This is a genomic window from Solimonas flava DSM 18980, from assembly GCF_000426685.1.
Taxonomy (GTDB): domain Bacteria; phylum Pseudomonadota; class Gammaproteobacteria; order Nevskiales; family Nevskiaceae; genus Solimonas; species Solimonas flava.
The window spans coordinates 150,655-169,758 of record NZ_AUFV01000008.1 but is presented as its reverse complement, the minus strand read 5'-3'; the positions used below and the strand labels follow the sequence as shown (position 1 = coordinate 169,758).

The window sequence follows — 19,104 nt, the reverse complement described above, 5'->3', positions numbered from 1 at the left end:
GGCGCCGTCGTCGCGGGAGAGACCGGCATGCGCCGGCGCCGAAGGAGCAACCGCCCCGGAATCTCTCAGGCAAAAGGACCGCACGACGTTGTGACTTCTGGAAAGCGATGCCGCGCGCATCCGCCGACGGGATAACGATCTCAGGCAGCAGCGACAGAAGGGGCGCAGTTTCGGTTCGTGATCGGATACCGGAGGCGCCTTCATGCAGCTTCACGATGCCGCTGTTCCACTGGCCATGCCCGCCGCCGCGCCGGGTGCGCGGCCCGACCCGCGCCTGACGCCGGTCAGCGTCCGCGAGCTGTTCACGATCGGCATCGGTCCGTCCAGCTCGCACACGGTCGGGCCGATGCGCGCCGCGTTCCGCTACGCCGGTCTGCCGGCGCTGCGCGCACGGGCGCCGCGCACCCTGGTCTGCGAGCTGTTCGGCTCGCTGGCGCTGACCGGCAAGGGCCACGCGACCGACGTTGCCGTGCTGCTCGGCCTCAGCGGCTGGGAGCCGGAGCGCGTCGATCCGGACGCGGTGCCGGGTCTCGTCGAGGCGATTCGCGCGCGCGGCGAACTGCCGCTGCGCGGCGGGCAGACGATTGCGTTTCGAGAAGCCGAGCACCTGCTGCTGCACCGCGGCGAGTTCCTGCCGGGTCATCCGAACGCGCTGCGCTTCACCGCGCAGTTCGACGATGCGCCGCCGCTCGTGCATCACTACTACTCGGTCGGCGGCGGGGCGATCGTCGGCGACGATGCGGGCACCGCGGATGCGGCGGCCGATGCAGACCGGCCGCGGCTGCCGTATCCGTTCTCGTCCGGCGCCGAACTGCTGGCGATCGGCCGCGACAGCGGTCTGCCGGTCGCCGCGCTCATGCGCGCCAACGAGCGTGCCTGGCGCCCCGACGTCGATACCGACGCCTTTCTCGACGCCGTGCGCGCGGCGATGTTCGCGTGCATCGAACGCGGCTGCCGCGTCGACGGCGTGCTGCCCGGCGGCCTGCGCGTGCGCCGCCGCGCGCGGGCCCTGCACGACGATCTGGTGTCGCGCGGCCGGCGCTCCGATCCCTCGCACATCTTCGAGTGGGTGAGTCTTTACGCGCTCGCCGTCAACGAGGAGAACGCGGCCGGCGGCCGCGTCGTCACGGCGCCGACCAACGGTGCGTCCGGCGTGCTGCCGGCGGTGCTGAAGTACTACGAGACCTTCACCGAGGCGCCGACGCTGCCCGGCAGCCGCGACTTCCTGCTGACGGCGGCGGCGATCGGCCTGCTCTACAAGAAGCGCGCCTCGCTGTCGGCCGCCGAGATGGGCTGTCAGGGCGAGGTCGGTGTCGCCTGCTCGATGGCGGCGGCCGGACTGGTCGCGGCGCTCGGCGGCAGCAACGCGCAGATCGAGAACGCCGCCGAGATCGGCATGGAGCACAACCTCGGCCTGACCTGCGATCCGGTCGGCGGCCTCGTGCAGATCCCGTGCATCGAGCGCAACACCATGGGCGCGGTCAAGGCGATCAACGCCGCGTATCTCGCGCTGCGCAGCGACGGCCGCCATGTGGTCTCGCTCGACAGCGTGATCGAGACCATGCGCCAGACCGGCGAGGACATGCGCCCGAAGTACAAGGAGACCAGCCTCGGCGGCCTGGCGGTGAACGTCGTCGAATGCTGAGGCGCTTGCGCTGCGGCGCGGCCGTGCGCCGCGGCGCAAGCCGTGGTGATGACGACGACAGCGCCGCGCGCCGCTACGGCCGCGCGCGGATCCAGATCGGGCTGGTATAGGCGAGCGATTCGCCCGAGGCGTTGTCGACGCGCACGAAGAACCAGTGCTCGCCCTCGGCCGCGACCGGCAGCGCGTACTCCAGCGTGTCGCCGCTGATGGTCGCGAGCGGGCTGCCCGGGCCGTCGGCGAGCGGCGCCTGCGGATCGGCGCGGTCGTAGAGGCGCAGGATGCCGCTGAACGGCGCGCCGGAGGCGAGCGTGACATGCACGCGCAGCGGCACCGTCTTGCCGGCGCTGCAGCTCAGGCGCGAGCCCATCGCGTGGCCCTCGGCGTCGAGCGTGATGCGCAGGTCTTCGTTCGGCTGGTTGCTGACCAGCGCGTACATGCGGCGCGCCTGCATCGCCTTCTTGAAGGCGGCGTCGTCGAGCGATTCGGCGAGCACCACGGTCTTCGGATGCTGCGGCTGTGCCCAGGTGGTGTCGTGCATGTCCTCGGCGCCGACCGCGCCGACGTGCCAGCCGCGGTCCAGCGCCCGCATGTAGTCGTCGGCGTAGCGGTCGTGGCGATGGTCGTTCGCGAGTTCGATGCCGACCATCTGCGCGTCGACGCTGTCGATGTAGGCGAAGTCGTTCCAGTTGCAGCCGGCGTCGCTGTCGCTGAGGCATTTGTCGCCGGGGTGGTTGAAGATCGCCAGGCTGTCGGCGCCGCCGCCGAGCGCGGTCACGCCCGGCGTCGCGTCCGGGCCCGGCGCGCGCGCCAGCCAGCTCCAGAAGGTGTCCATCGTCAGCAGGTAGCCGCCGTCGAACTTGGCGTTCGAGAAGTTGCGGCCGAACAGCACGTTGATGTGGCCGAAGCGGTCCGAGGTCCACTCGAAACCACGAATCGGCAGGAAGCGGTCGCTGCGGTCGGCGTCGATCTGCTGCTGCGTCATCTCCCACTTGCGGAAGTCGCCGGCCTGCGGGACCAGACAGGTCAGCAGGCCTTGCAGCGAGCTGAAGCAGTCCGAACCGACGGAGATATAGAGCAGACCGTTGAGCGTGTCGGAATGATCGGTGACGGCGGCGAACGACAGCTGCTGGTCGTACGCGGCCTGGAACACGTCGTGCGGCTTGGAGCGGATGTCACCGTCCGAGTACGCGGTGTGGGCGTGGATCAGGCCGCGGTAGTGCTGCAGCGGCGCGGTCGGCGCGTCCGGGTCCTCGTCGCAGGCCTTGACCACCGGCGCGGCCGAGAAGCGCGCGCTGACGCGGGCGTCGGCGTCGAGCCGCAGCGTGCAGCTCGTGCCGCTGCAGGCGCCCGTGAAGCCGTCGAACTGCTGGCCGGCGGCCGGTGTCGCCGTCAGCACCACCGTGCTGCCGGCGGGCAGATTCGCCTCGCACTGCGAGCCGCAGTCGATGCCGCCCGGCGCCGAGACCACGCGGCCGGCGCCGCTGACGCTGACCGCGAGCCGATAGCGCGTGCCGCCGCTGCCGCCTTCGCTGCTGCCGTCGCTGCCGCCACCACCGCAGGCCGCGAACGCGAGTGCCATCGCCGTCGCCACGCCCGCCCGCCAGGCCCGCATCCGCATCGCCGTCTTCCCCCGAAGAAAACGCCGACGATGCGGCAGCGAAGTGAAACGGCGATGACAGAACGCCGCGGCGGGCGCGCGCCGGTCATGGCCGACGCGGCGGCGTCAGGCCGATGTCAGTCGCGCACCGCGCGGCGGATGCCCTCGGTCGCGACCTGCACGAGCCGTTCGATCTCCTTGGGCGTGATGACGTACGGCGGCATGAAGTAGATGACGTTGCCGAGCGGGCGCAGCAGCACGCCCTGTTCGAGCGCGTAGTTGTAGACGCGCAGGCCGCGGCGCTCGGCGGCCGGGAACGGTTCCTTGGTGCGAATGTTCTTCGCCAGCTCGATCGCCAGCACCATGCCCTGCTGGCGCACCTCGGCGACGTGCGGCAGCTGGCGCAGCTCGGCGGTCTGCGCCCACATCAGCTGCGCAACGGCGCGGTTGGTCGCCAGCGCGCGCGTTTCCTCGAACAGGTCCAGCGTCGCCAGCGCGGCGCGGCAGGCGAGCGGATTGCCGGTGTACGAATGCGAATGCAAAAAGGCCTTGCCCTCGCGGTACTCGGCCCAGAACGCCTCGTAGATCGACTCGCGCGTCAGCGTCACCGCCAGCGGCAGGGTGCCGCCGGTGATGCCTTTCGACAGGCACATGAAGTCCGGCGTGATGCCCGGCTGCGCGTCCTCGTCGTGGCGCGGCGGCGGCGCCCAGTCGCAGGCCCACATGCGGCCGGTGCGGCCGAAGCCGACGGCGATCTCGTCGGCGATCAGGTGCACGCCGTGGCGGTCGCAGGCCTCGCGCAGCAGCGTCAGATACAGCGGGTGGTACATGCGCATGCCGCCGGCGCACTGGATCAGCGGCTCGACGATCACCGCGCAGACTTCGTCGGCGTGGCGCTCCAGCGCCTGCTCCATGTGCCAGAACTGGCGGCGCGTGTAGTCCTCCCAGCTTTCGCCGGCGCCGCGCGGGTAGCAGTCGGGCGAGGGCACGTGGATCGGCTGCAGCAAGAGCGGCGCATAGGTGTCGCGGTACATGCTCGGGCCGCCGACCGCGAGCGCGCCAAGCGTCTCGCCGTGGTAGCTGTTGTCGAGCGCGATGAAGCGGGTTTTCTTGGTCTGGCCGACGTTGCGCCAGTAGTGAAAGCTCATCTTCAGCGCGACCTCGACCGCCGCCGAGCCGTTGTCGGCGAAGAAGCAGCGGTTCAGGCCCGGCGGCGCCAGCCGCACGAGGCGCTCCGCGAGTTCGACGGCCGGCGCGTGCGTGAAGCCGGCGAAGATGACGTGGTCGAGCGTGTCGAGCTGGTCCTTGAGCGCCGCGACGATCGTCGGATGGCGGTGGCCGAAGATGTTCGTCCACCACGAGCTGACCGCGTCCAGATAGCGCTTGCCCTCGAAGTCTTCGAGCCAGACCCCCTCGGCGCGCGCAACGGGAATCAGCGGAATCTCCGGCGAAGCGCCGGCGTGGTCGCGCATCTGCGTGCACGGATGCCAGACATGCGCGAGCGAGCGTTGCTTCCAGTCTTCGTTGGTCATGGGGCAGGGTACGGTGGCCGCGGTGTCACGGTCCGGCAACGCCGGTTGCGGCTTGTAGAAAGTGATTCGCAATTGTAACGGCGGCGCCATCCCGCCGGTTCCCCGGCCTAAGCTGAGCTTCGGTTCCCATGCCCTGCGCAACATGCCCCTCGCCAAGATTCCGTTCACCGAAGCCAGCCTCGACCGCCGCGCCGCGCTCGGTGTCATCGGCGGCGGATTCGGCGCGCTGGTCCTCGCCGCCTGCAGCGGGGGCGGCAGCGACAGCGCCGACGGCAGCACCTCGGGCAGTACCGCTTCCGGCAGCAGCTCCGGCTCCGGCAGCGGCTCGGCGTCCGGCGGCAGCTGCGTCGAGATTCCCGAAGAAACCAACGGCCCGTATCCGGCCGACGGTTCGCAGAGCGGCGTGACCGACGTCCTGCGCAACAGCGCCGCGGTCCGCGGCGACATCACCACCGACTTCGACGGCAGCGACACGCAAGCCGGCGTGCCGCTGACGCTGACGATCACCGTCGAGGACGTCGGCAACAATTGCGCCTTGCTCGAAGGTGCGGCCGTCTACGTCTGGCACTGCAACGCCAGCGGCGAATACTCGGTCTACGGCAGCAACAGCGCGCACACCTACCTGCGCGGCGTGCAGGTCACCGACGGCAACGGCCAGGTCACGTTCAAGACGATCTACCCCGGCCGCTACTCGGGTCGCGCGACGCACATCCACGTGGAGGTCTACGCCGACGACAGTTTCAACACCCTGCTGAAGACCTCGCAGTTCGCATTCGACGAGGACATCAATGAACTGGTCTACGCGAGCAGCGCGTACAGCAAGAGCGAATCGACGCGCGCGACCAGCAACGACGCCGACGGCATCTTCGCGGACGGCTACGACGACGAGATGCTGAGCTTCTCGGGCAACGTCAGCTCCGGCTACACGGCGACGATCACGATGGGCGTGATCGCCAGCTGAGCCGGCTTGCGGGGCAAGGGAACAAGGATTGGGGAGCGGCCGGCCTTTTCCGTTCGGCGGGGCGGTGCGCGGGTGCGCTCAGCTGTCCTCGTCGAAATAGTCGCTGTCGAGCTTCGGCACTTTGATGATGCGCGACGAGACGCCGACCTCGTGCTCGATCATGAGATGCACGAGCCTGTCTCCGTCGACGAGGACGATACCTTCGACAGACTTCGCGAAGTCCTGCGCCTGCGGCGTGAAGCTGGATGTCGTGATGAACACGCCGCGCTTGGCCTTCTGGCCGGCCAGCGCGCCGTAGAAAGCCTGCAGGTCCGGACGGCCGACCGCGCTTTCTTTCCAGCGCTTGGCCTGTACGTAAACCTTTTCCAGGCCGAGCTTGTCGAGCGAGATCACGCCGTCGATGCCGCCGTCGCCGCTACCGCCGACGCGCTGCAGGTCGTTGCGGCTTGCGCCATAGCCGAGCGCGTGCAGGACGTCGAGCACGATGTTCTCGAAGTGCAATGGAGAGACGCGCTTGAGGTTTTCGAGCAGATCGGCAGCGGCGCTGTCGCGCAGTTCCTGCAATGCTTGTTCGAGGCGTTCTTCGGGGCTGACCGGCGCTCCGGGAGGGATCGACGGCGGGACGATGATTTGCGTAGCCGGTTCGCTCTGTGGGTCGCTGTTGCCGAGTCTCAGCGCCAGATTGGCGGTCGCCAGCCGTTCGATTTCGGAAGCTGCAAGCGGGGCTGGATGGTCGGCGGCGTAGCGGATGCCCTCGGGTGTGATCTTCCAGTAGCCATACCGCGGCGAACTCGAAAGGCCGGAGCGTTTCAGTCGGTCGTGCGCCCAGCCGGAGCGGTTCTTGTACGTAGCCTGACCACTGCCAATCTGTTCCTGCCGCTGTTCAGCGCTCAGACCTAGTGCTTTGGCCGCCGCCTCGTGCGCGACGTGCGCCGGGACGCCATCCGGATGCGCGGCGAGATGGCGCAGGATCGGCTCGATGAACTGGTCGAAAGTCGGTACGGGCACGGCGCTCCCCAAGCTTGGTCCACAAAGGCTAACGCGCAGGCTGCCTCTTGTGCAGTTGTCCCCCGCACCGCGGGGGGGCGTGCTCCTCGGCTCGCCACGTGAGGCGGTTAGCGACCGGATTCGGCTTGTCGCCGCTAGTCCCGGTTGTGCGGCGACTTACTGAAGATCTTTCACCACCACCAGCGAATTGCGCTGGTAGTTGTAGAGGCGCTGCTTCTGTACCGGCAGTTCGTCGATCGGGGCTTTGTGGAAGCCGTGTTCGATGAACCAGTGCGGGGTGTGCGTGGTGAGGCTGAACAGTTTCTTCAGGCCCATCGCGCGGGCTTCGTTCTCGACGCGCTTGAGCAGCGCGCTGGCGCGGCCGGCACGGCGATACTCCGGGTGCACGGCGACGCAGGCCAGCTCGCCCATCGCGTTCTGCGGGAACGGGAACAGCGCGCAGCAGGCGATGACCAGACCGTCGCGGACGATGACGTTGAAGTGCTGAATGTCGAGTTCCAGCTGCTCGCGCGAGCGCGGCACGAGGATGCCCTGCTGTTCGAGCGGCTGGATCAGCGCCATCACGCCGCCGACGTCCTCGATGGTGGCGTCGCGCGTGGCTTCGTAGTCGGCGTCCGAATACAGCATCAGGCCGACGCCGTCGCGCGTGTACAGCTCGCGCAGCAGCGCGCCGTCGTCGTGGCCGACGAGGTGGATGCGTTTGACGCCGCCCTTGGTGGCGGCGAGCGCGGCCTGCAGGTAGCCGTGGTCGACCGGCGTCAGCGTGCCGGAGTCGAGCAGCTGCTCGCCCTCGGCCCAGGACAGCTGGCCGACGTCGCCGGTGCCTTCGGCAAGACCCCACTGGTCGGGATTGGTCGGCGTGACGAAGACCAGCTTGTCGGCGCCCATCGCCACGGCGACGGCGGTCGCCAGGTCCTCGGCGCGCAGGTTGAACGATTCGCCGGTCGGTGAGTAGCCGATCGGCGACAGCAGCGCGACGCGATCCTGCGCGAGCACCTGGGCGATCGTCTCGGTATCGACGCGGCGGACTTCGCCGGTGAACTGGTGGTCGATGCCGCTGCGCACGCCGACCGGGCGCGCCGTGATCCAGTTGCCGCCGGCGACGCGCAGGCGTGCGCCGCCCATCGGCGTCGACGCCAGCGAGGTCGACAGGCGCGCCTCGATGTCCATGCGCACGCTGCCGGCGGCGGCCTTGGCGCATTCGAGCGCGGCGCGGTCGGTGACGCGGACGTTGTCGACGAAGCGCGGTTCGATGCCCTGGGCCTTGAGCCGGGCGTCGATCTGCGGGCGGATTCCGTGCACGAGGATCAGCTTGACGCCGAGGCTGTGCAGCAGGGCGATGTCGTAGATCAGCGAGTCGAAGTCCGGTCGCTCGGCCGCTTCGCCGCCGAAGGCGATGACGAACACGCGGCCGTTGTGCGCATGCACATACGGCGCGCAACCGCGCAGCACGGAAACGAAGTCGGACGGGTTCATGCGCGAATTATAGGGCGCCGGGCCGCGCCGGCCCGAACGGCCGTCCGTGGGTCAGGCGGTGCCGGCCGGCTGCGCCCGGGGCGGGACCGCTCGATCCGCGGCGGCCTTGCGTTGGCGGCCGCACCGATGGCGTGCTTTTCACGGGACGTGGCGCGCGCCGGATTGACGCCGGTCAAGGCCGGGGCGGGTGGCGAGCCTAAGATGAAGTCGTTGGCGCGAACCCCGAGTGGTGTCGGGACCCCGCAAAGCGCCAGCCGGGGCCGCCGGCGGAACTCCCCGACCGCCGGCGGCCTGCCGTCTGGCGGGAAATCCCAGCGAATGTCGCCGAGACGACAAACTGCCGGGGCAGCGGCCGGTACCATCGCGGCCGCGCGAGACGCGCCTCACGATAAATGTTCAGCCCCGAGGAAAGGCCATGTATTCCGATCGCATCCGTCGCCCCAGCCTTGCCAGCCGCATCATGAGCGCCGATCAGGCGGCCGCGCTGATCGAGGACGGCATGACCGTCGGCATGAGCGGCTTCACCCGCGCCGGCGACTGCAAGGCGGTGCCGCTGGCGCTCGCCGAGCGCGCCGCGAACGCGCCGCTGAAGATCACGCTGATGACCGGCGCCTCGCTCGGCAACGACATCGACAAGGTGCTGTCGGAGGCCGGCGTCATCGGCCGCCGCATGCCGTTCCAGGCCGACCCGACGCTGCGCCGCAAGATCAACGCCGGCGAAGTGATGTTCATCGACCAGCACCTGTCGGAGACGGTCGAGCAGCTGCGCGGCCGCCAGCTGGCGCCGGTCGACATCGCCGTGATCGAGGCGACGGCGATCACCGAGCACGGCGGCATCGTGCCGACCACGTCGGTCGGCAATTCCGCGAGCTTCGCGATCCTCGCCGACAAGATCATCGTCGAGATCAACCTGACGATGCCGGCGGCGCTCGAAGGCCTGCACGACATTTTCATCCCGACGTACCGGCCGCATCGCCTGCCGATCCCGCTGATCACGCCGGAGCAGCGCATCGGCGTGCCGTACATCCCGGTCGATCCGGAAAAGATCGTCGCGATCGTCATCACCAACAAGGCCGACAGCCCGTCCAACGTGCTGCCGCCGGACGCCGAGACGCGCGCGATCGCCGGCCATCTCGACGAGTTCCTGCGCAACGAGGTTCGTGTCGGACGCCTGCCGCTGACGCTGCAGCCGCTGCAGGCCGGCATCGGCACGATCGCCAACGCCGTGCTTCACGGCCTGATCGACTCGCAGTTCCACAGCCTGAAGATGTATTCGGAAGTGCTGCAGGACAGCTCGATCGAGCTGATCGACGCCGGCAAGCTGGCGTTCGCCTCGGCCTCGTCGATCACGCTGTCGCAGCCGCTCTACGAGCGCGTGCTCGACGACATCAATCACTACAAGCGCTATCTGGTGCTGCGTCCGCAGGAGATCAGCAACCATCCCGAGGTCATCCGCCGCCTCGGTCTGATCACGATCAACACCGCGCTCGAGTGCGACATCTACGGCAACGTCAATTCGACGCACGTCGGCGGCACGCACATGATGAACGGCATCGGCGGCTCCGGCGATTTCGCGCGCAACGCGCACCTGTCGGTGTTCGTCACCAAGTCGATCGCCAAGGACGGGGACATTTCCAGCGTCGTGCCGTTCGTCGCGCACGTCGATCACACCGAGCACGACGTCGACATCATCGTCACCGAGCAGGGCCTCGCCGATCTGCGCGGCCTGGCGCCGCGCGAGCGCGCCCGCACGATCATCGAGAACTGCGTGCACCCGCTCTATCGCGACGCGCTGCGCGACTACTTCCGCGCCGCCTGCCAGCGCGGCGGCAACACGCCGCACATCCTCGAGGAGGCGATCGCCTGGCACACGCGCTATCGCGACACCGGCACGATGCGTCTGCTGCCGCGCGAGAGCGCCGTCGCCTGACGGTGCGTGGCCCCGGCGGCGACGCCGGGGCGCTTTTCCTCAGAGAAGGTCTGAACACCTCCGTCATCGCGAGGCCGCGCAGCGGCCGTGGCGATCCGGAGGCGCCGCCGGCTGCGCGCGCCGCCGGATGGCGGCGTCGCCTGCGGCTCCTCGCCGTGACGGCGTATGAGCTTTTTCGGAGCTTGCTTAGCGGCTTTCCGACGGCGCCGCGGGCGGCAGCCAGGGCAGCGCGTCCGGCAGTTTCGCCTGCGCCTGCGGCGCGCCCAGGTAAAAGCCCTGCAGCTCGTTGCAGCCCATCTGGCGCAGTGCGATGAACTGCGCCTTGTCCTCGATGCCTTCGGCGGTGACCGGCACGTTGAGCGTCTGCGCGAGGCTCAGTACCGCGCGCACGATCGCGACCGCGCGGGCGTCCGATTCGATGTGCGAAATGAAGCGCTGGTCGATCTTGATGCGGTCGAACTGGAAGCTGTGCAGCGTCGCCAGCGACGACCAGCCGGCGCCGAAGTCGTCGAGCGCGAGGCTGACGCCGAGCGCCTTGAGCTGCGCGAACATGTCCATCACGCGCTCGGAGTGGTCGAGCAGCGCCGACTCGGTTATTTCGAGTTCCAGTCGCGATGCCGGCAGTCCGGTGCTCGACAACGCGTCGCGCACATGCGCCAGCAGCTCGCCGTTCTCGAGCTGGACCGGCGAAACATTGATGGCGACCTGCAGGGGCCACGGCCATTTCTGCGCCGCCGCGCAGGCCTCGTGCAGGATCCAGGCGCCGAGCTCGTGGATGAGGCCGCAGGACTCGGCGATCGGAATGAATTCGTCGGGCTGGATCGTGCCGCGCGTCGGATGCTGCCAGCGCGCCAGCGCCTCGAAGCCGCGGGTCTTGCCGTCGGCGGCGGCGGCGAGCGGCTGGAAGGCCAGGCTCAGCTGCCCGTTCTTCAGGGCGGCGCGCAACTCGGACTCGATGTTCCAGCCCGGCGCGCCGTGCGGCTCGGCGGCATTCTCGGCTCGCCGGTAGCCGCGCCGTCCGCTGCGCTTGACGGCGTACAGGGCGTCGTCGGCGTTCTTCATCAGCGCCTCGGGCGTGGCGCCATCTTCCGGGAAGATGGCGATGCCGATCGAGGTGGTGACGCTGATCGACAGCGAGCCGATGGAGATCGGCCGCGCGATCGCGGCGAGGATGCGCCGCGCGAGGCTGTAGGCGCCGGCCGGCTGGTGGAGGCCGCCCTGCACGATGCAGAACTCGTCGCCGCCGAGGCGGGCGACGGTATCGGTCGGGCGGACGAGCCCGACCAGACGCTTGGCGACGATGCTCAGCAGCTGGTCGCCGACCGGGTGGCCGTAGTGGTCGTTGACGTTCTTGAAGCGGTCGATATCGAGCATCAGCAGCGCCGCCTGGAGACCCGAATTGGCCGCCGCGGCGATCGTGGCGTGCAGTCTTTCGTTGAGCTGCGTGCGGTTGGCGAGCCCGGTCAGCGTGTCGTGCTCGGCCAGATAGAGCGTGCGCGCCTCCGATTCGCGGATGCGCGTGATGTCCGAGATCACGCCGATGATGAACGGCTGCTCGCCGTCGGCTGTCGGCAGGCGGATCAGCCGCTTGCGCGTCAGCATCACGCGCAGCGAGCCGCTGCCGTCGGTCAGGACTTCCTCGTTCTCATGCGGCTGGCCGGTCTCGAAGACGAGGTCGTCGACCTTCCAGAACACATCGCGCTGCTCGCCGGGCAGGGACTGGTCGCCCTGCGCGATCACCTGGTCGCGGTCTTGCCCCATCAGCGCGCACATGGCGTCGTTGACGACGACGAGACGGTGCAGGCGGTCCTTCAGGAAGACCGGATTCGGAATGGCGTTGAGTATGGCCTGCAGCGTTTCCACCGATGCCGTGATAGGCGATTTCGACAGCATTGGCGCTTCCCCTTCCATGGTTGGCCCGCTCATGTCCTGCGATGAGGATATTAGCGGGCATGGTGGGGGCGAGCACGACGCCGCTCGGCAACGCCAGGCGATCCGTCGGTCCGGAAATCCGGCGATTCAGCGGTTCAGGGCGGCGGCATGGTGGCGCAGGTGGTCGGCGACGAAAGTCTGGATGAACCAGTAGCTGTGGTCGTAGCCGGCATGGCGGCGCAGCCTCAGCGACTGGCCCGAGATTCGCGCCGCTGTTTCCAGCGCCTGCGGCTGCAGTTCGCGGTCGAGGAAGGCATCGGCTTCGCCCTGGTCGACGAGGATCGGCGACGGATGCGCGCGCGCCGCCATCAGCTCGCTGGCGTCCCAGTCGCTCCAGCGCGTGCGGTCCTCGCCGAGATAGTTCGTGAAGGCCTTCTCGCCCCAGGGCACGCGGCAGGGGTTGCTGATCGGCGCGAAGGCCGAGACCGAATGCCAGCGTGCCGGATGGCGCAGTGCCGTCACCAGCGCGCCGTGGCCGCCCATCGAGTGGCCGAAGATGCCGCGGCGCTCGCTCGCGATCGGGAAGTGCGCTTCGATCAGTGCCGGCAGTTCCAGATTGACGTACGAGCCCATGCGGTAGTGCGCGGACCACGGCGCCTGCGTGGCATCGAGATAGAAGCCGGCGCCGACGCCGAAGTCCCAGTGCGCGCGGTCGCCCGGCAGCTCGATGCCGCGCGGGCTGGTGTCGCAGGTGACCAGCGCCAGGCCCAGCTCGGCGGCGAGGCGCTGCGCGCCGGCCTTGATCATGAAGGTCTCGTCGCTGCAGGTCAGGCCGGCGAGGTAGTACAGCGCCGGGACCTTGCCGCTGCCGGCCTGCGGCGGCAGATAGACCGAGACCTGCATGGTCGTGCCGGTCTGTCCGGAGGCGTGCGTGTAGCGGCCCTGCACGCCGTCGAAGCAGCGCTGTTCGGAGATCGTTTCCATGTCCGGTTTCATGCGGTGATCATCGGTTCCCGGCGTCGCCGGCGTGGCCGTCATCAGTAGACGACGACGCTGCGGATCGACTCGCCGCGCGTCATCAGATCGAAGCCCTCGTTGATGCGTTCGAGCGGCAGCACGTGCGTGATCATCGGATCGATCGCGATCTTCTTCTCCATGTACCAGTCGACGATCTTCGGCACGTCGGTGCGGCCGCGCGCGCCGCCGAAGGCCGAGCCCTGCCAGCGGCGGCCGGTGACGAGCTGGAACGGCCGCGTCGAGATCTCCTGGCCGGCCGCGGCGACGCCGATGACGGTGCTGACGCCCCAGCCGCGGTGGCAGCATTCGAGCGCCTGGCGCATCAGCGTGGTGTTGCCGACGCATTCGAAGCTGTAGTCGGCGCCGCCGCCGGTCAGCTCGACGAGATGCGCGACCAGATCGCCCTCGATCGTTTTCGGGTTGACGAAGTGCGTCATGCCGAACGCGCGCGCCATGCTTTCGCGCGCCGGATTGACGTCGACGCCGATGATCTTGTCGGCGCCGACCATCTTCGCGCCCTGGATGACGTTGAGGCCGATGCCGCCGAGGCCGAAGACGACGACGTTGGCGCCGGCCTCGACCTTGGCGGTGAACAGCACCGCGCCGAGGCCGGTCGTCACGCCGCAGCCGATGTAGCAGACCTTGTCGAACGGCGCGTCCTCGCGGATCTTGGCCAGCGCGATCTCCGGCATCACCGTGTAGTTGGCGAACGTCGAGCAGCCCATGTAGTGGTGGATCGGCTTGCCCTGGAAGCTGAAGCGCGAGGTGCCGTCCGGCATCAGGCCCTGGCCCTGCGTGGCGCGGATCGCCGTGCACAGATTGGTCTTGCGCGAGGTGCAGCTCTTGCACTCGCGGCATTCCGGCGTGTAGAGCGGAATGACGTGATCGCCCTTCTTGAGGTGCTTCACGCCCGGCCCGACATCGACGACGACGCCGGCGCCTTCGTGGCCGAGGATGCTCGGGAACAAACCCTCCGGGTCGGCGCCGGACAGCGTGTACTTGTCGGTATGGCAGATGCCGGTGGCTTTCAGCTCGACGAGCACTTCGCCGGCCTTGGGGCCGTCGAGCTGCACGGTTTCGATGACGAGGGGCTGGCCGGCTGCGAAGGCGACGGCGGCGCGGACGTCCATGGGGAACTCCTGGCGGGCGTGGGCGGGAGGGGGAGGCCGGACGGGCCGGACCGCGCGCGCGATCCGGCCTCGCGAGGCGCGGAAAGCGGCATCGTGCCGGCGCGCGCCGGGTGGCGCAAACCTGTGCCAGATGTGGCACAGGCGCGGCGGACTCAGTCGCTGCGGTAGCGCTGCAGCGCGTGGCGTTCGAGCTTGCGGTACAGCGTGCGGCGGCTGATCGCCAGACGGTCGGCGGCGAGGCTGACGTTCCAGCCGCAGCGTTCGAGCATGTCGCGCAGCGTTTCGCGCTCGGCGTCGGCCAGCGGCCGGCCGGCCGCGGACGCGGCCGACGGCGGCGCCTGCACGATGCCGTAACAGAGCAGCCCGGCGCCGGGCCGCGGCAGCGGTTGCGCGTGCGTCGGCGTGCGCGACAGCGCCAGCAGACGTTCGAGCCGGCAGCCGAACAGGGTTTCGACCGGCGCGCCGCAGACCTCGGCGTGCTGCGTGCGCCCGAGCCAGTCGAGCGCGCTGCGGTTGGCGGCGAGCACGATGCCGTCGGCGTCGAACGCGAGCAGGCCTTCGCCGGCGGTCGAGACGAACTCGCGGCGCGGATGGAAGCGCAGCAGATGGTCGTGGCGGTGGTGGTCGAGCAGCGCGCGGTGTTCGATGTTCTGCACCGCCAGGCGCACCAGCGCCTGCGTCGGCCCGGCCGACAGCGGCAGGCGTCCGGACATGTTGAGCGTGCCGGCCAGACGGCCGCGGCCGTCGGCGATCGGCGCCGCGCAGCAGGTCAGGCCGGCGTTCTGCGAGAGGAAGTGCGCCGGCCCTTCGATCAGCACCGGCGCGCCGATCGCCAGGCAGGTGCCCATGCCGTTGGTGCCCTGTTCGGCCTCGCTCCAGACCGCGCCTTCGCGAAAGCCGGCGGCGTAGGCCATCTCGGCGAACGAGGGATCGCCGCAGTAGCTGAGGATCACGCCGTCGCGGTCGGTCAGCATCACGCCGACCGGCGCGTTGAACAGTTGGCAGAGGCTGCGCATCTCGATCTGGGCGATCGGATAGATCGCGCCGGCACGCTCGCGGCGCTGGCGCAGCTCGGCGCCGCGCACGATCGCCGGGCGCCGCGGCCGGCCCGGTTGCAGCGCGTAGTCGGCGAGGCAGCGCTGCCAGGACGCGCGGATCTGCGCGTCGTAGCGCGCCGCCGCGCGGCCGCCGCTGACGACGTCCGCGACCAGGCGGGCGTGCTGCAGGGAATGGGAGCCTGGCTTCATGGCGGCGACGGTGTTACGGAAAGTGCGCCGGATGATAAGCGCTGGCGCGCGCGGCGGCCGGCAGCGGCAGGCAGGTGCGCCGTCGGGCGTTGCGGCAAGGGCGCGGCCCGCGGCTTCACGGTGCGCGAGGTGCCGGGACGGGAGAAGCCCCGGCCACGGCACCCTGTGGAGGGCCGCGGCCGGGGTCGTCGGGGTTGCCGGGCGACCGTTCTCGGCGCCTGTCAGCAGGCGCTAGTCGAGCAGGCTCAGGTCCCGGACCGCGCCGCGGTCGGCGCTGGTCGCGAGCTTGGCGTAGGCCTTCAGTGCGGTGCTGACGCGGCGCTGGCGCGGCGCCGCCGGCTTCCAGCCGAGGGCGTCCTGCGCGGCGCGGCGCTTGCTCAGTTCCTCGTCGCTGACGGCGATGCGGATCGTGCGCTTCGGGATGTCGATCTCGATGCGGTCGCCGCTCTCGATCAGGCCGATGTTGCCGCCCTCGGCCGCTTCCGGTGAGACATGGCCGATCGACAGACCCGCGGTGCCGCCGGAGAAGCGGCCGTCGGTGATCAGCGCGCACTGCTTGCCGAGCCCCTTCGATTTCAGGTAGCTGGTCGGGTACAGCATTTCCTGCATGCCCGGGCCGCCGCGCGGACCTTCGTAGCGGATGACGACGACGTCGCCGGCCTTGACCTGGCCGCCGAGGATGGCGTCAACCGCCGCGTCCTGGCTCTCGAAGACGACCGCCGGGCCGCCGAACGTGAGGATGCTGGCGTCGACGCCGGCGGTCTTGACGATGCAGCCGCGCTCGGCGAGGTTGCCGTACAGCACCGCGAGGCCGCCGTCCTGGCTGTAGGCGTGGGCCTTGTCGCGGATGCAGCCCTTCTCGCGGTCGAGGTCGAGCGCGTCGTAGCGGCAGCTCTGCGAGAACGCCTGCGTGGTGCGGATGCCGGCCGGACCGGCGCGGAAGAATTCGTGGACGGCGCTGTCCTGCGTGCGCGCGATGTCCCAGTTGTCGAGCGCCTCGGCCAGCGAGCGGCTGTGCACGGTCGGCACCGAGGTGTCGAGCAGACCGGCGCGGTCGAGCTCGCCGAGGATCGCCATCACGCCGCCGGCGCGATGCACGTCCTCGAGATGGTGGTGGCTCGACGGCGCGACCTTGCACAGGTTCGGCACCTGGCGCGACAGGCGGTCGATGTCCTGCATCGCGAAGCCGACTTCGCCTTCCTGCGCGGCCGCCAGCAGATGCAGCACGGTGTTGGTCGAGCCGCCCATCGCGATGTCCAGCGACATCGCGTTCTCGAACGCCGCCTTGCTCGCGATGTTGCGCGGCAGCACGCGCTCGTCGTTGTCGACGTAGTAGCGGCGCGCCAGTTCGACGACCAGGCGGCCGGCGCGGCGGAACAGCTGTTCGCGGTCGGCGTGGGTGGCGACCAGCGAACCGTTGCCGGGCAGCGACAGGCCCAGCGCCTCGGTCAGGCAGTTCATCGAATTGGCGGTGAACATGCCCGAGCACGAGCCGCAGGTCGGGCACGCGGAACGCTCGATCTGCTGCACGTCGGCGTCCGACACCTTGTCGTCGGCGGCGGCGACCATCGCGTCGATCAGGTCGAGCGGGATGACCTTGTCGGCGAGCTTGGTCTTGCCGGCCTCCATCGGGCCGCCGGAGACGAACACGACCGGAATGTTGAGGCGCATCGCCGCCATCAGCATGCCGGGCGTGATCTTGTCGCAGTTGGAGATGCAGACCAGCGCGTCGGCGGTGTGCGCGTTGACCATGTACTCGACGCTGTCGGCGATGATGTCGCGCGACGGCAGCGAATAGAGCATGCCGTCGTGGCCCATGGCGATGCCGTCGTCGACGGCGATCGTGTTGAACTCCTTGCCGATGCCGCCGGCCTTCTCGATCTCCTCGATCACCAGCTGGCCGAGTTCCTTGAGGTGCACGTGGCCGGGCACGAACTGCGTGAACGAATTGGCGACGGCGATGATCGGCTTGCCGAAGTCGCCGTCCTTCATGCCGGTGGCGCGCCACAGCGCGCGGGCGCCGGCCATGTTGCGGCCGTGGGTGCTGGTACGGGAACGGTAGTGCGGCATGACGTGACGTCCTGGCGGGCAAGGCTGGGAAAGAGCGCTATTGTGCTGCGCTTCGTGTATATCGGCTAATACAATATCGAGAAGGCCGATATAGGGGTTGCGAATAGTGGACCTGCGCCAGCTGCGGTATTTCACGGCGATCGTCGAGGAGGGCAGCCTGTCGCGCGCGGCGGCGCGCCTGCACGTCTCGCAGCCGCCGCTGTCGACCCAGCTCAAGGCGCTCGAGGACGAGATCGGCGTCCGGCTGCTCGAGCGCAGCAACCGCGGCGTCACGCCGACCGCCGCCGGCGTGGTGTTCTACGAGGAAGTGCGCGCCGCGCTGCTGCGTCTCGAGCAGGCCCGCCAGCGCGCGCGGCAGGTCCACGAAGGCGATGTCGGCGTGCTGGCGGTCGGCTTCGTGTCGATCGCCGACTACGGCATCCTGCCGCCGGCGCTGAAGCGTTTCCGCAGCCGCTATCCGCGGGTCGAGGTGCAGCTGCACGAGCTGACGACCGACGCGCAGATCCGCGAGCTGCGCGCCGGGCGGCTCGATCTGGCGATCGGCCTCGCGCCGGTCGACGAGCCGGATCTGCGCTTCGAGCGCGTGCTGCGCGAGGCGCTGGTGCTGGCGGCGCCGGCCGATCATCCGGCGGTGCAGGGCGAGGGCGCGGTCGACCTGCGTGTGCTCGCCAGGGACAGCTTCATCGTGCCGCCGCGCGACATCGGGCCGGGGCTTTACGACCTCATCATCAGCCGCTGCCGCGCCGCCGGCTTCGTGCCGCGCATCACGCAGAGCGCGCGGCAGATGCAGACCATCATCGGTCTGGTGTCGAGCGGCATGGGCGTCGCGCTGGTGCCGGCCTCGGTCCAGCAGCTGCAGCGCGCCGGCGTGCAGTACCGGCCGCTGCGCGGCCGGCCGGCGCAGATCGAACTGGGCATCCTGCGGCCGCGCGGCAGCAGCGGCCCGCTGGCGGACAACTTCGCCGCAACCCTGCACCGCGTCGCCGCCGGCGACGCTGCGGCCGACACCTGAAGCACGGCCGCGCGGGCGCGGCGCCTATAATGCGCGCCATGTCCGATTCCTCTGCCTACGAACGCCTGTCCGCTACGCTCGCGCGCATCGGGCACGGCGAAGACGCTTCCGAATACCACGGCGCGCTGTGCGGTGCGCTGTGCGTCACCAAGCCCGACGAGATCGACCTGCTGCGCCTGATCGAGCACGACGAGCAGGCGGCTCCGAACGATGCCGAAACGCGCCGCGCGCTGGTCGAGCTGCGCCGCGAAACGGTCGAAGCGCTGCAGGACAGCGAGATGGCGTTCGACCTGCTGCTGCCCGACGACGAGGTCGCGCTGGTGCCGCGCGTGCGCGCGCTGGTCAGCTGGTGCGAAGGCTTCCTGTACGGCTTCGCCAGCCGTCCGGGCCTCGATCTCGAGCGGCTCACCGAGGATGCGCGCGAAATCGTGCGCGACCTCACCGAGTTCACGCAGGCCGCCGTCGGCGAGGAAGACGACCCCGACATCGAGGAAACCGCCTACGCCGAGCTCGTCGAGTACGTGCGCGTCGGCGCGCAGCTGCTGTACATGGAGCTGCACCCGCGGCCGACGCTCGATCCCGCACAGTCGCAGCACCTGCACTGAAC

At 69.6% G+C, this 19,104-nt stretch carries 14 protein-coding genes and 1 riboswitch; of the genes, 5 read left to right on the top strand and 9 right to left on the bottom strand.

Translation table 11 applies throughout. The features are described from left to right. The first annotated feature begins 2 nt into the window (after positions 1 to 2). Positions 3 to 91, top strand: a riboswitch (glycine riboswitch). 144 nt (positions 92 to 235) lie between these two features. Next, the gene (locus tag K343_RS0109775) at positions 236 to 1,645 is read left to right on the top strand and encodes an L-serine ammonia-lyase (protein WP_051278125.1); all 1,410 of its coding nucleotides are present in this window, start codon (positions 236 to 238) and stop codon (positions 1,643 to 1,645) included. 73 nt (positions 1,646 to 1,718) lie between these two features. Here K343_RS0109775 and K343_RS0109770 read toward each other — a convergent pair whose 3' ends face one another. After that, on the bottom strand, positions 1,719 to 3,224 hold the full coding sequence (locus tag K343_RS0109770; protein WP_245585164.1) for an InlB B-repeat-containing protein: 1,506 nt from the start codon (positions 3,222 to 3,224) through the stop codon (positions 1,719 to 1,721). 155 nt (positions 3,225 to 3,379) lie between these two features. Beyond that, positions 3,380 to 4,774: an adenosylmethionine--8-amino-7-oxononanoate transaminase gene (locus K343_RS0109765; RefSeq protein WP_028007922.1), complete on the bottom strand. Its 1,395-nt coding sequence runs from the start codon at positions 4,772 to 4,774 to the stop codon at positions 3,380 to 3,382. A 142-nt stretch (positions 4,775 to 4,916) separates the two neighbouring features. Here K343_RS0109765 and K343_RS0109760 point away from each other — a divergent pair, with 142 nt between their 5' ends. Beyond that, entirely contained in the window at positions 4,917 to 5,735 is an 819-nt protein-coding gene (locus tag K343_RS0109760) for an intradiol ring-cleavage dioxygenase (protein ID WP_028007921.1), read from the top strand. Positions 5,736 to 5,813: 78 nt separating this feature from the next. On the opposite strand, the gene K343_RS0109755 is transcribed toward K343_RS0109760, so the two are convergent. Next, on the bottom strand, positions 5,814 to 6,743 hold the full coding sequence (locus tag K343_RS0109755) for a restriction endonuclease (RefSeq protein ID WP_028007920.1): 930 nt from the start codon (positions 6,741 to 6,743) through the stop codon (positions 5,814 to 5,816). A 156-nt stretch (positions 6,744 to 6,899) separates the two neighbouring features. Next, positions 6,900 to 8,219, bottom strand: coding sequence for an amino-acid N-acetyltransferase (gene argA / locus K343_RS0109750; protein ID WP_028007919.1), 1,320 nt, complete (start codon positions 8,217 to 8,219; stop codon positions 6,900 to 6,902). A gap of 415 nt (positions 8,220 to 8,634) precedes the next feature. Here argA and scpC point away from each other — a divergent pair, with 415 nt between their 5' ends. Beyond that, complete coding sequence (gene scpC, locus K343_RS0109745) at positions 8,635 to 10,149, top strand: succinyl-CoA:acetate CoA-transferase ScpC (protein WP_028007918.1); 1,515 nt, start codon at positions 8,635 to 8,637, stop codon at positions 10,147 to 10,149. 186 nt (positions 10,150 to 10,335) lie between these two features. Here scpC and K343_RS21590 read toward each other — a convergent pair whose 3' ends face one another. From K343_RS21590 to ilvD, 5 genes are all read right to left on the bottom strand, one after another. Then, positions 10,336 to 12,042 (bottom strand): putative bifunctional diguanylate cyclase/phosphodiesterase, encoded by a 1,707-nt coding sequence (locus tag K343_RS21590; RefSeq protein WP_043112449.1) that lies wholly within the window; start codon positions 12,040 to 12,042, stop codon positions 10,336 to 10,338. 126 nt (positions 12,043 to 12,168) lie between these two features. Then, the gene (gene fghA / locus K343_RS0109735; protein ID WP_043112506.1) at positions 12,169 to 13,005 is read right to left on the bottom strand and encodes an S-formylglutathione hydrolase; all 837 of its coding nucleotides are present in this window, start codon (positions 13,003 to 13,005) and stop codon (positions 12,169 to 12,171) included. Between the two features lie 53 nt (positions 13,006 to 13,058). Beyond that, on the bottom strand, positions 13,059 to 14,168 hold the full coding sequence (locus K343_RS0109730; protein WP_028007916.1) for an S-(hydroxymethyl)glutathione dehydrogenase/class III alcohol dehydrogenase: 1,110 nt from the start codon (positions 14,166 to 14,168) through the stop codon (positions 13,059 to 13,061). Between the two features lie 152 nt (positions 14,169 to 14,320). Beyond that, complete coding sequence (locus K343_RS21585; RefSeq protein WP_051278123.1) at positions 14,321 to 15,415, bottom strand: sigma-54-dependent Fis family transcriptional regulator; 1,095 nt, start codon at positions 15,413 to 15,415, stop codon at positions 14,321 to 14,323. 231 nt (positions 15,416 to 15,646) lie between these two features. Beyond that, positions 15,647 to 17,485: a dihydroxy-acid dehydratase gene (gene ilvD / locus K343_RS0109720; RefSeq protein WP_026352843.1), complete on the bottom strand. Its 1,839-nt coding sequence runs from the start codon at positions 17,483 to 17,485 to the stop codon at positions 15,647 to 15,649. Positions 17,486 to 17,591: 106 nt separating this feature from the next. Here ilvD and K343_RS0109715 point away from each other — a divergent pair, with 106 nt between their 5' ends. Then, positions 17,592 to 18,497, top strand: coding sequence for a LysR family transcriptional regulator (locus K343_RS0109715; protein WP_028007915.1), 906 nt, complete (start codon positions 17,592 to 17,594; stop codon positions 18,495 to 18,497). A 38-nt stretch (positions 18,498 to 18,535) separates the two neighbouring features. Then, positions 18,536 to 19,102 carry a UPF0149 family protein gene (locus K343_RS21580; RefSeq protein WP_161628874.1) on the top strand — a complete coding sequence of 189 codons (567 nt, stop codon included), beginning with the start codon at positions 18,536 to 18,538 and terminating at the stop codon, positions 19,100 to 19,102. Positions 19,103 to 19,104: the final 2 nt, after the last annotated feature.

What these genes read in the sequence shown, in the direction of transcription:
- ilvD (WP_026352843.1), bottom strand. Translation starts at nt 17,485, where the DNA reads ATGCCGCACTACCGTTCCCGTACCAGCACCCACGGCCGCAACATGGCC.
- fghA (WP_043112506.1), bottom strand. Translation starts at nt 13,005, where the DNA reads ATGGAAACGATCTCCGAACAGCGCTGCTTCGACGGCGTGCAGGGCCGC.
- K343_RS0109730 (WP_028007916.1), bottom strand. Translation starts at nt 14,168, where the DNA reads ATGGACGTCCGCGCCGCCGTCGCCTTCGCAGCCGGCCAGCCCCTCGTC.
- K343_RS0109770 (WP_245585164.1), bottom strand. Translation starts at nt 3,224, where the DNA reads ATGGCACTCGCGTTCGCGGCCTGCGGTGGTGGCGGCAGCGACGGCAGC.
- K343_RS21580 (WP_161628874.1), top strand. Translation starts at nt 18,536, where the DNA reads ATGTCCGATTCCTCTGCCTACGAACGCCTGTCCGCTACGCTCGCGCGC.
- K343_RS21585 (WP_051278123.1), bottom strand. Translation starts at nt 15,415, where the DNA reads ATGAAGCCAGGCTCCCATTCCCTGCAGCACGCCCGCCTGGTCGCGGAC.
- argA (WP_028007919.1), bottom strand. Translation starts at nt 8,219, where the DNA reads ATGAACCCGTCCGACTTCGTTTCCGTGCTGCGCGGTTGCGCGCCGTAT.
- K343_RS21590 (WP_043112449.1), bottom strand. Translation starts at nt 12,042, where the DNA reads ATGCTGTCGAAATCGCCTATCACGGCATCGGTGGAAACGCTGCAGGCC.
- K343_RS0109775 (WP_051278125.1), top strand. Translation starts at nt 236, where the DNA reads ATGCCCGCCGCCGCGCCGGGTGCGCGGCCCGACCCGCGCCTGACGCCG.
- K343_RS0109760 (WP_028007921.1), top strand. Translation starts at nt 4,917, where the DNA reads ATGCCCCTCGCCAAGATTCCGTTCACCGAAGCCAGCCTCGACCGCCGC.
- K343_RS0109765 (WP_028007922.1), bottom strand. Translation starts at nt 4,774, where the DNA reads ATGACCAACGAAGACTGGAAGCAACGCTCGCTCGCGCATGTCTGGCAT.
- scpC (WP_028007918.1), top strand. Translation starts at nt 8,635, where the DNA reads ATGTATTCCGATCGCATCCGTCGCCCCAGCCTTGCCAGCCGCATCATG.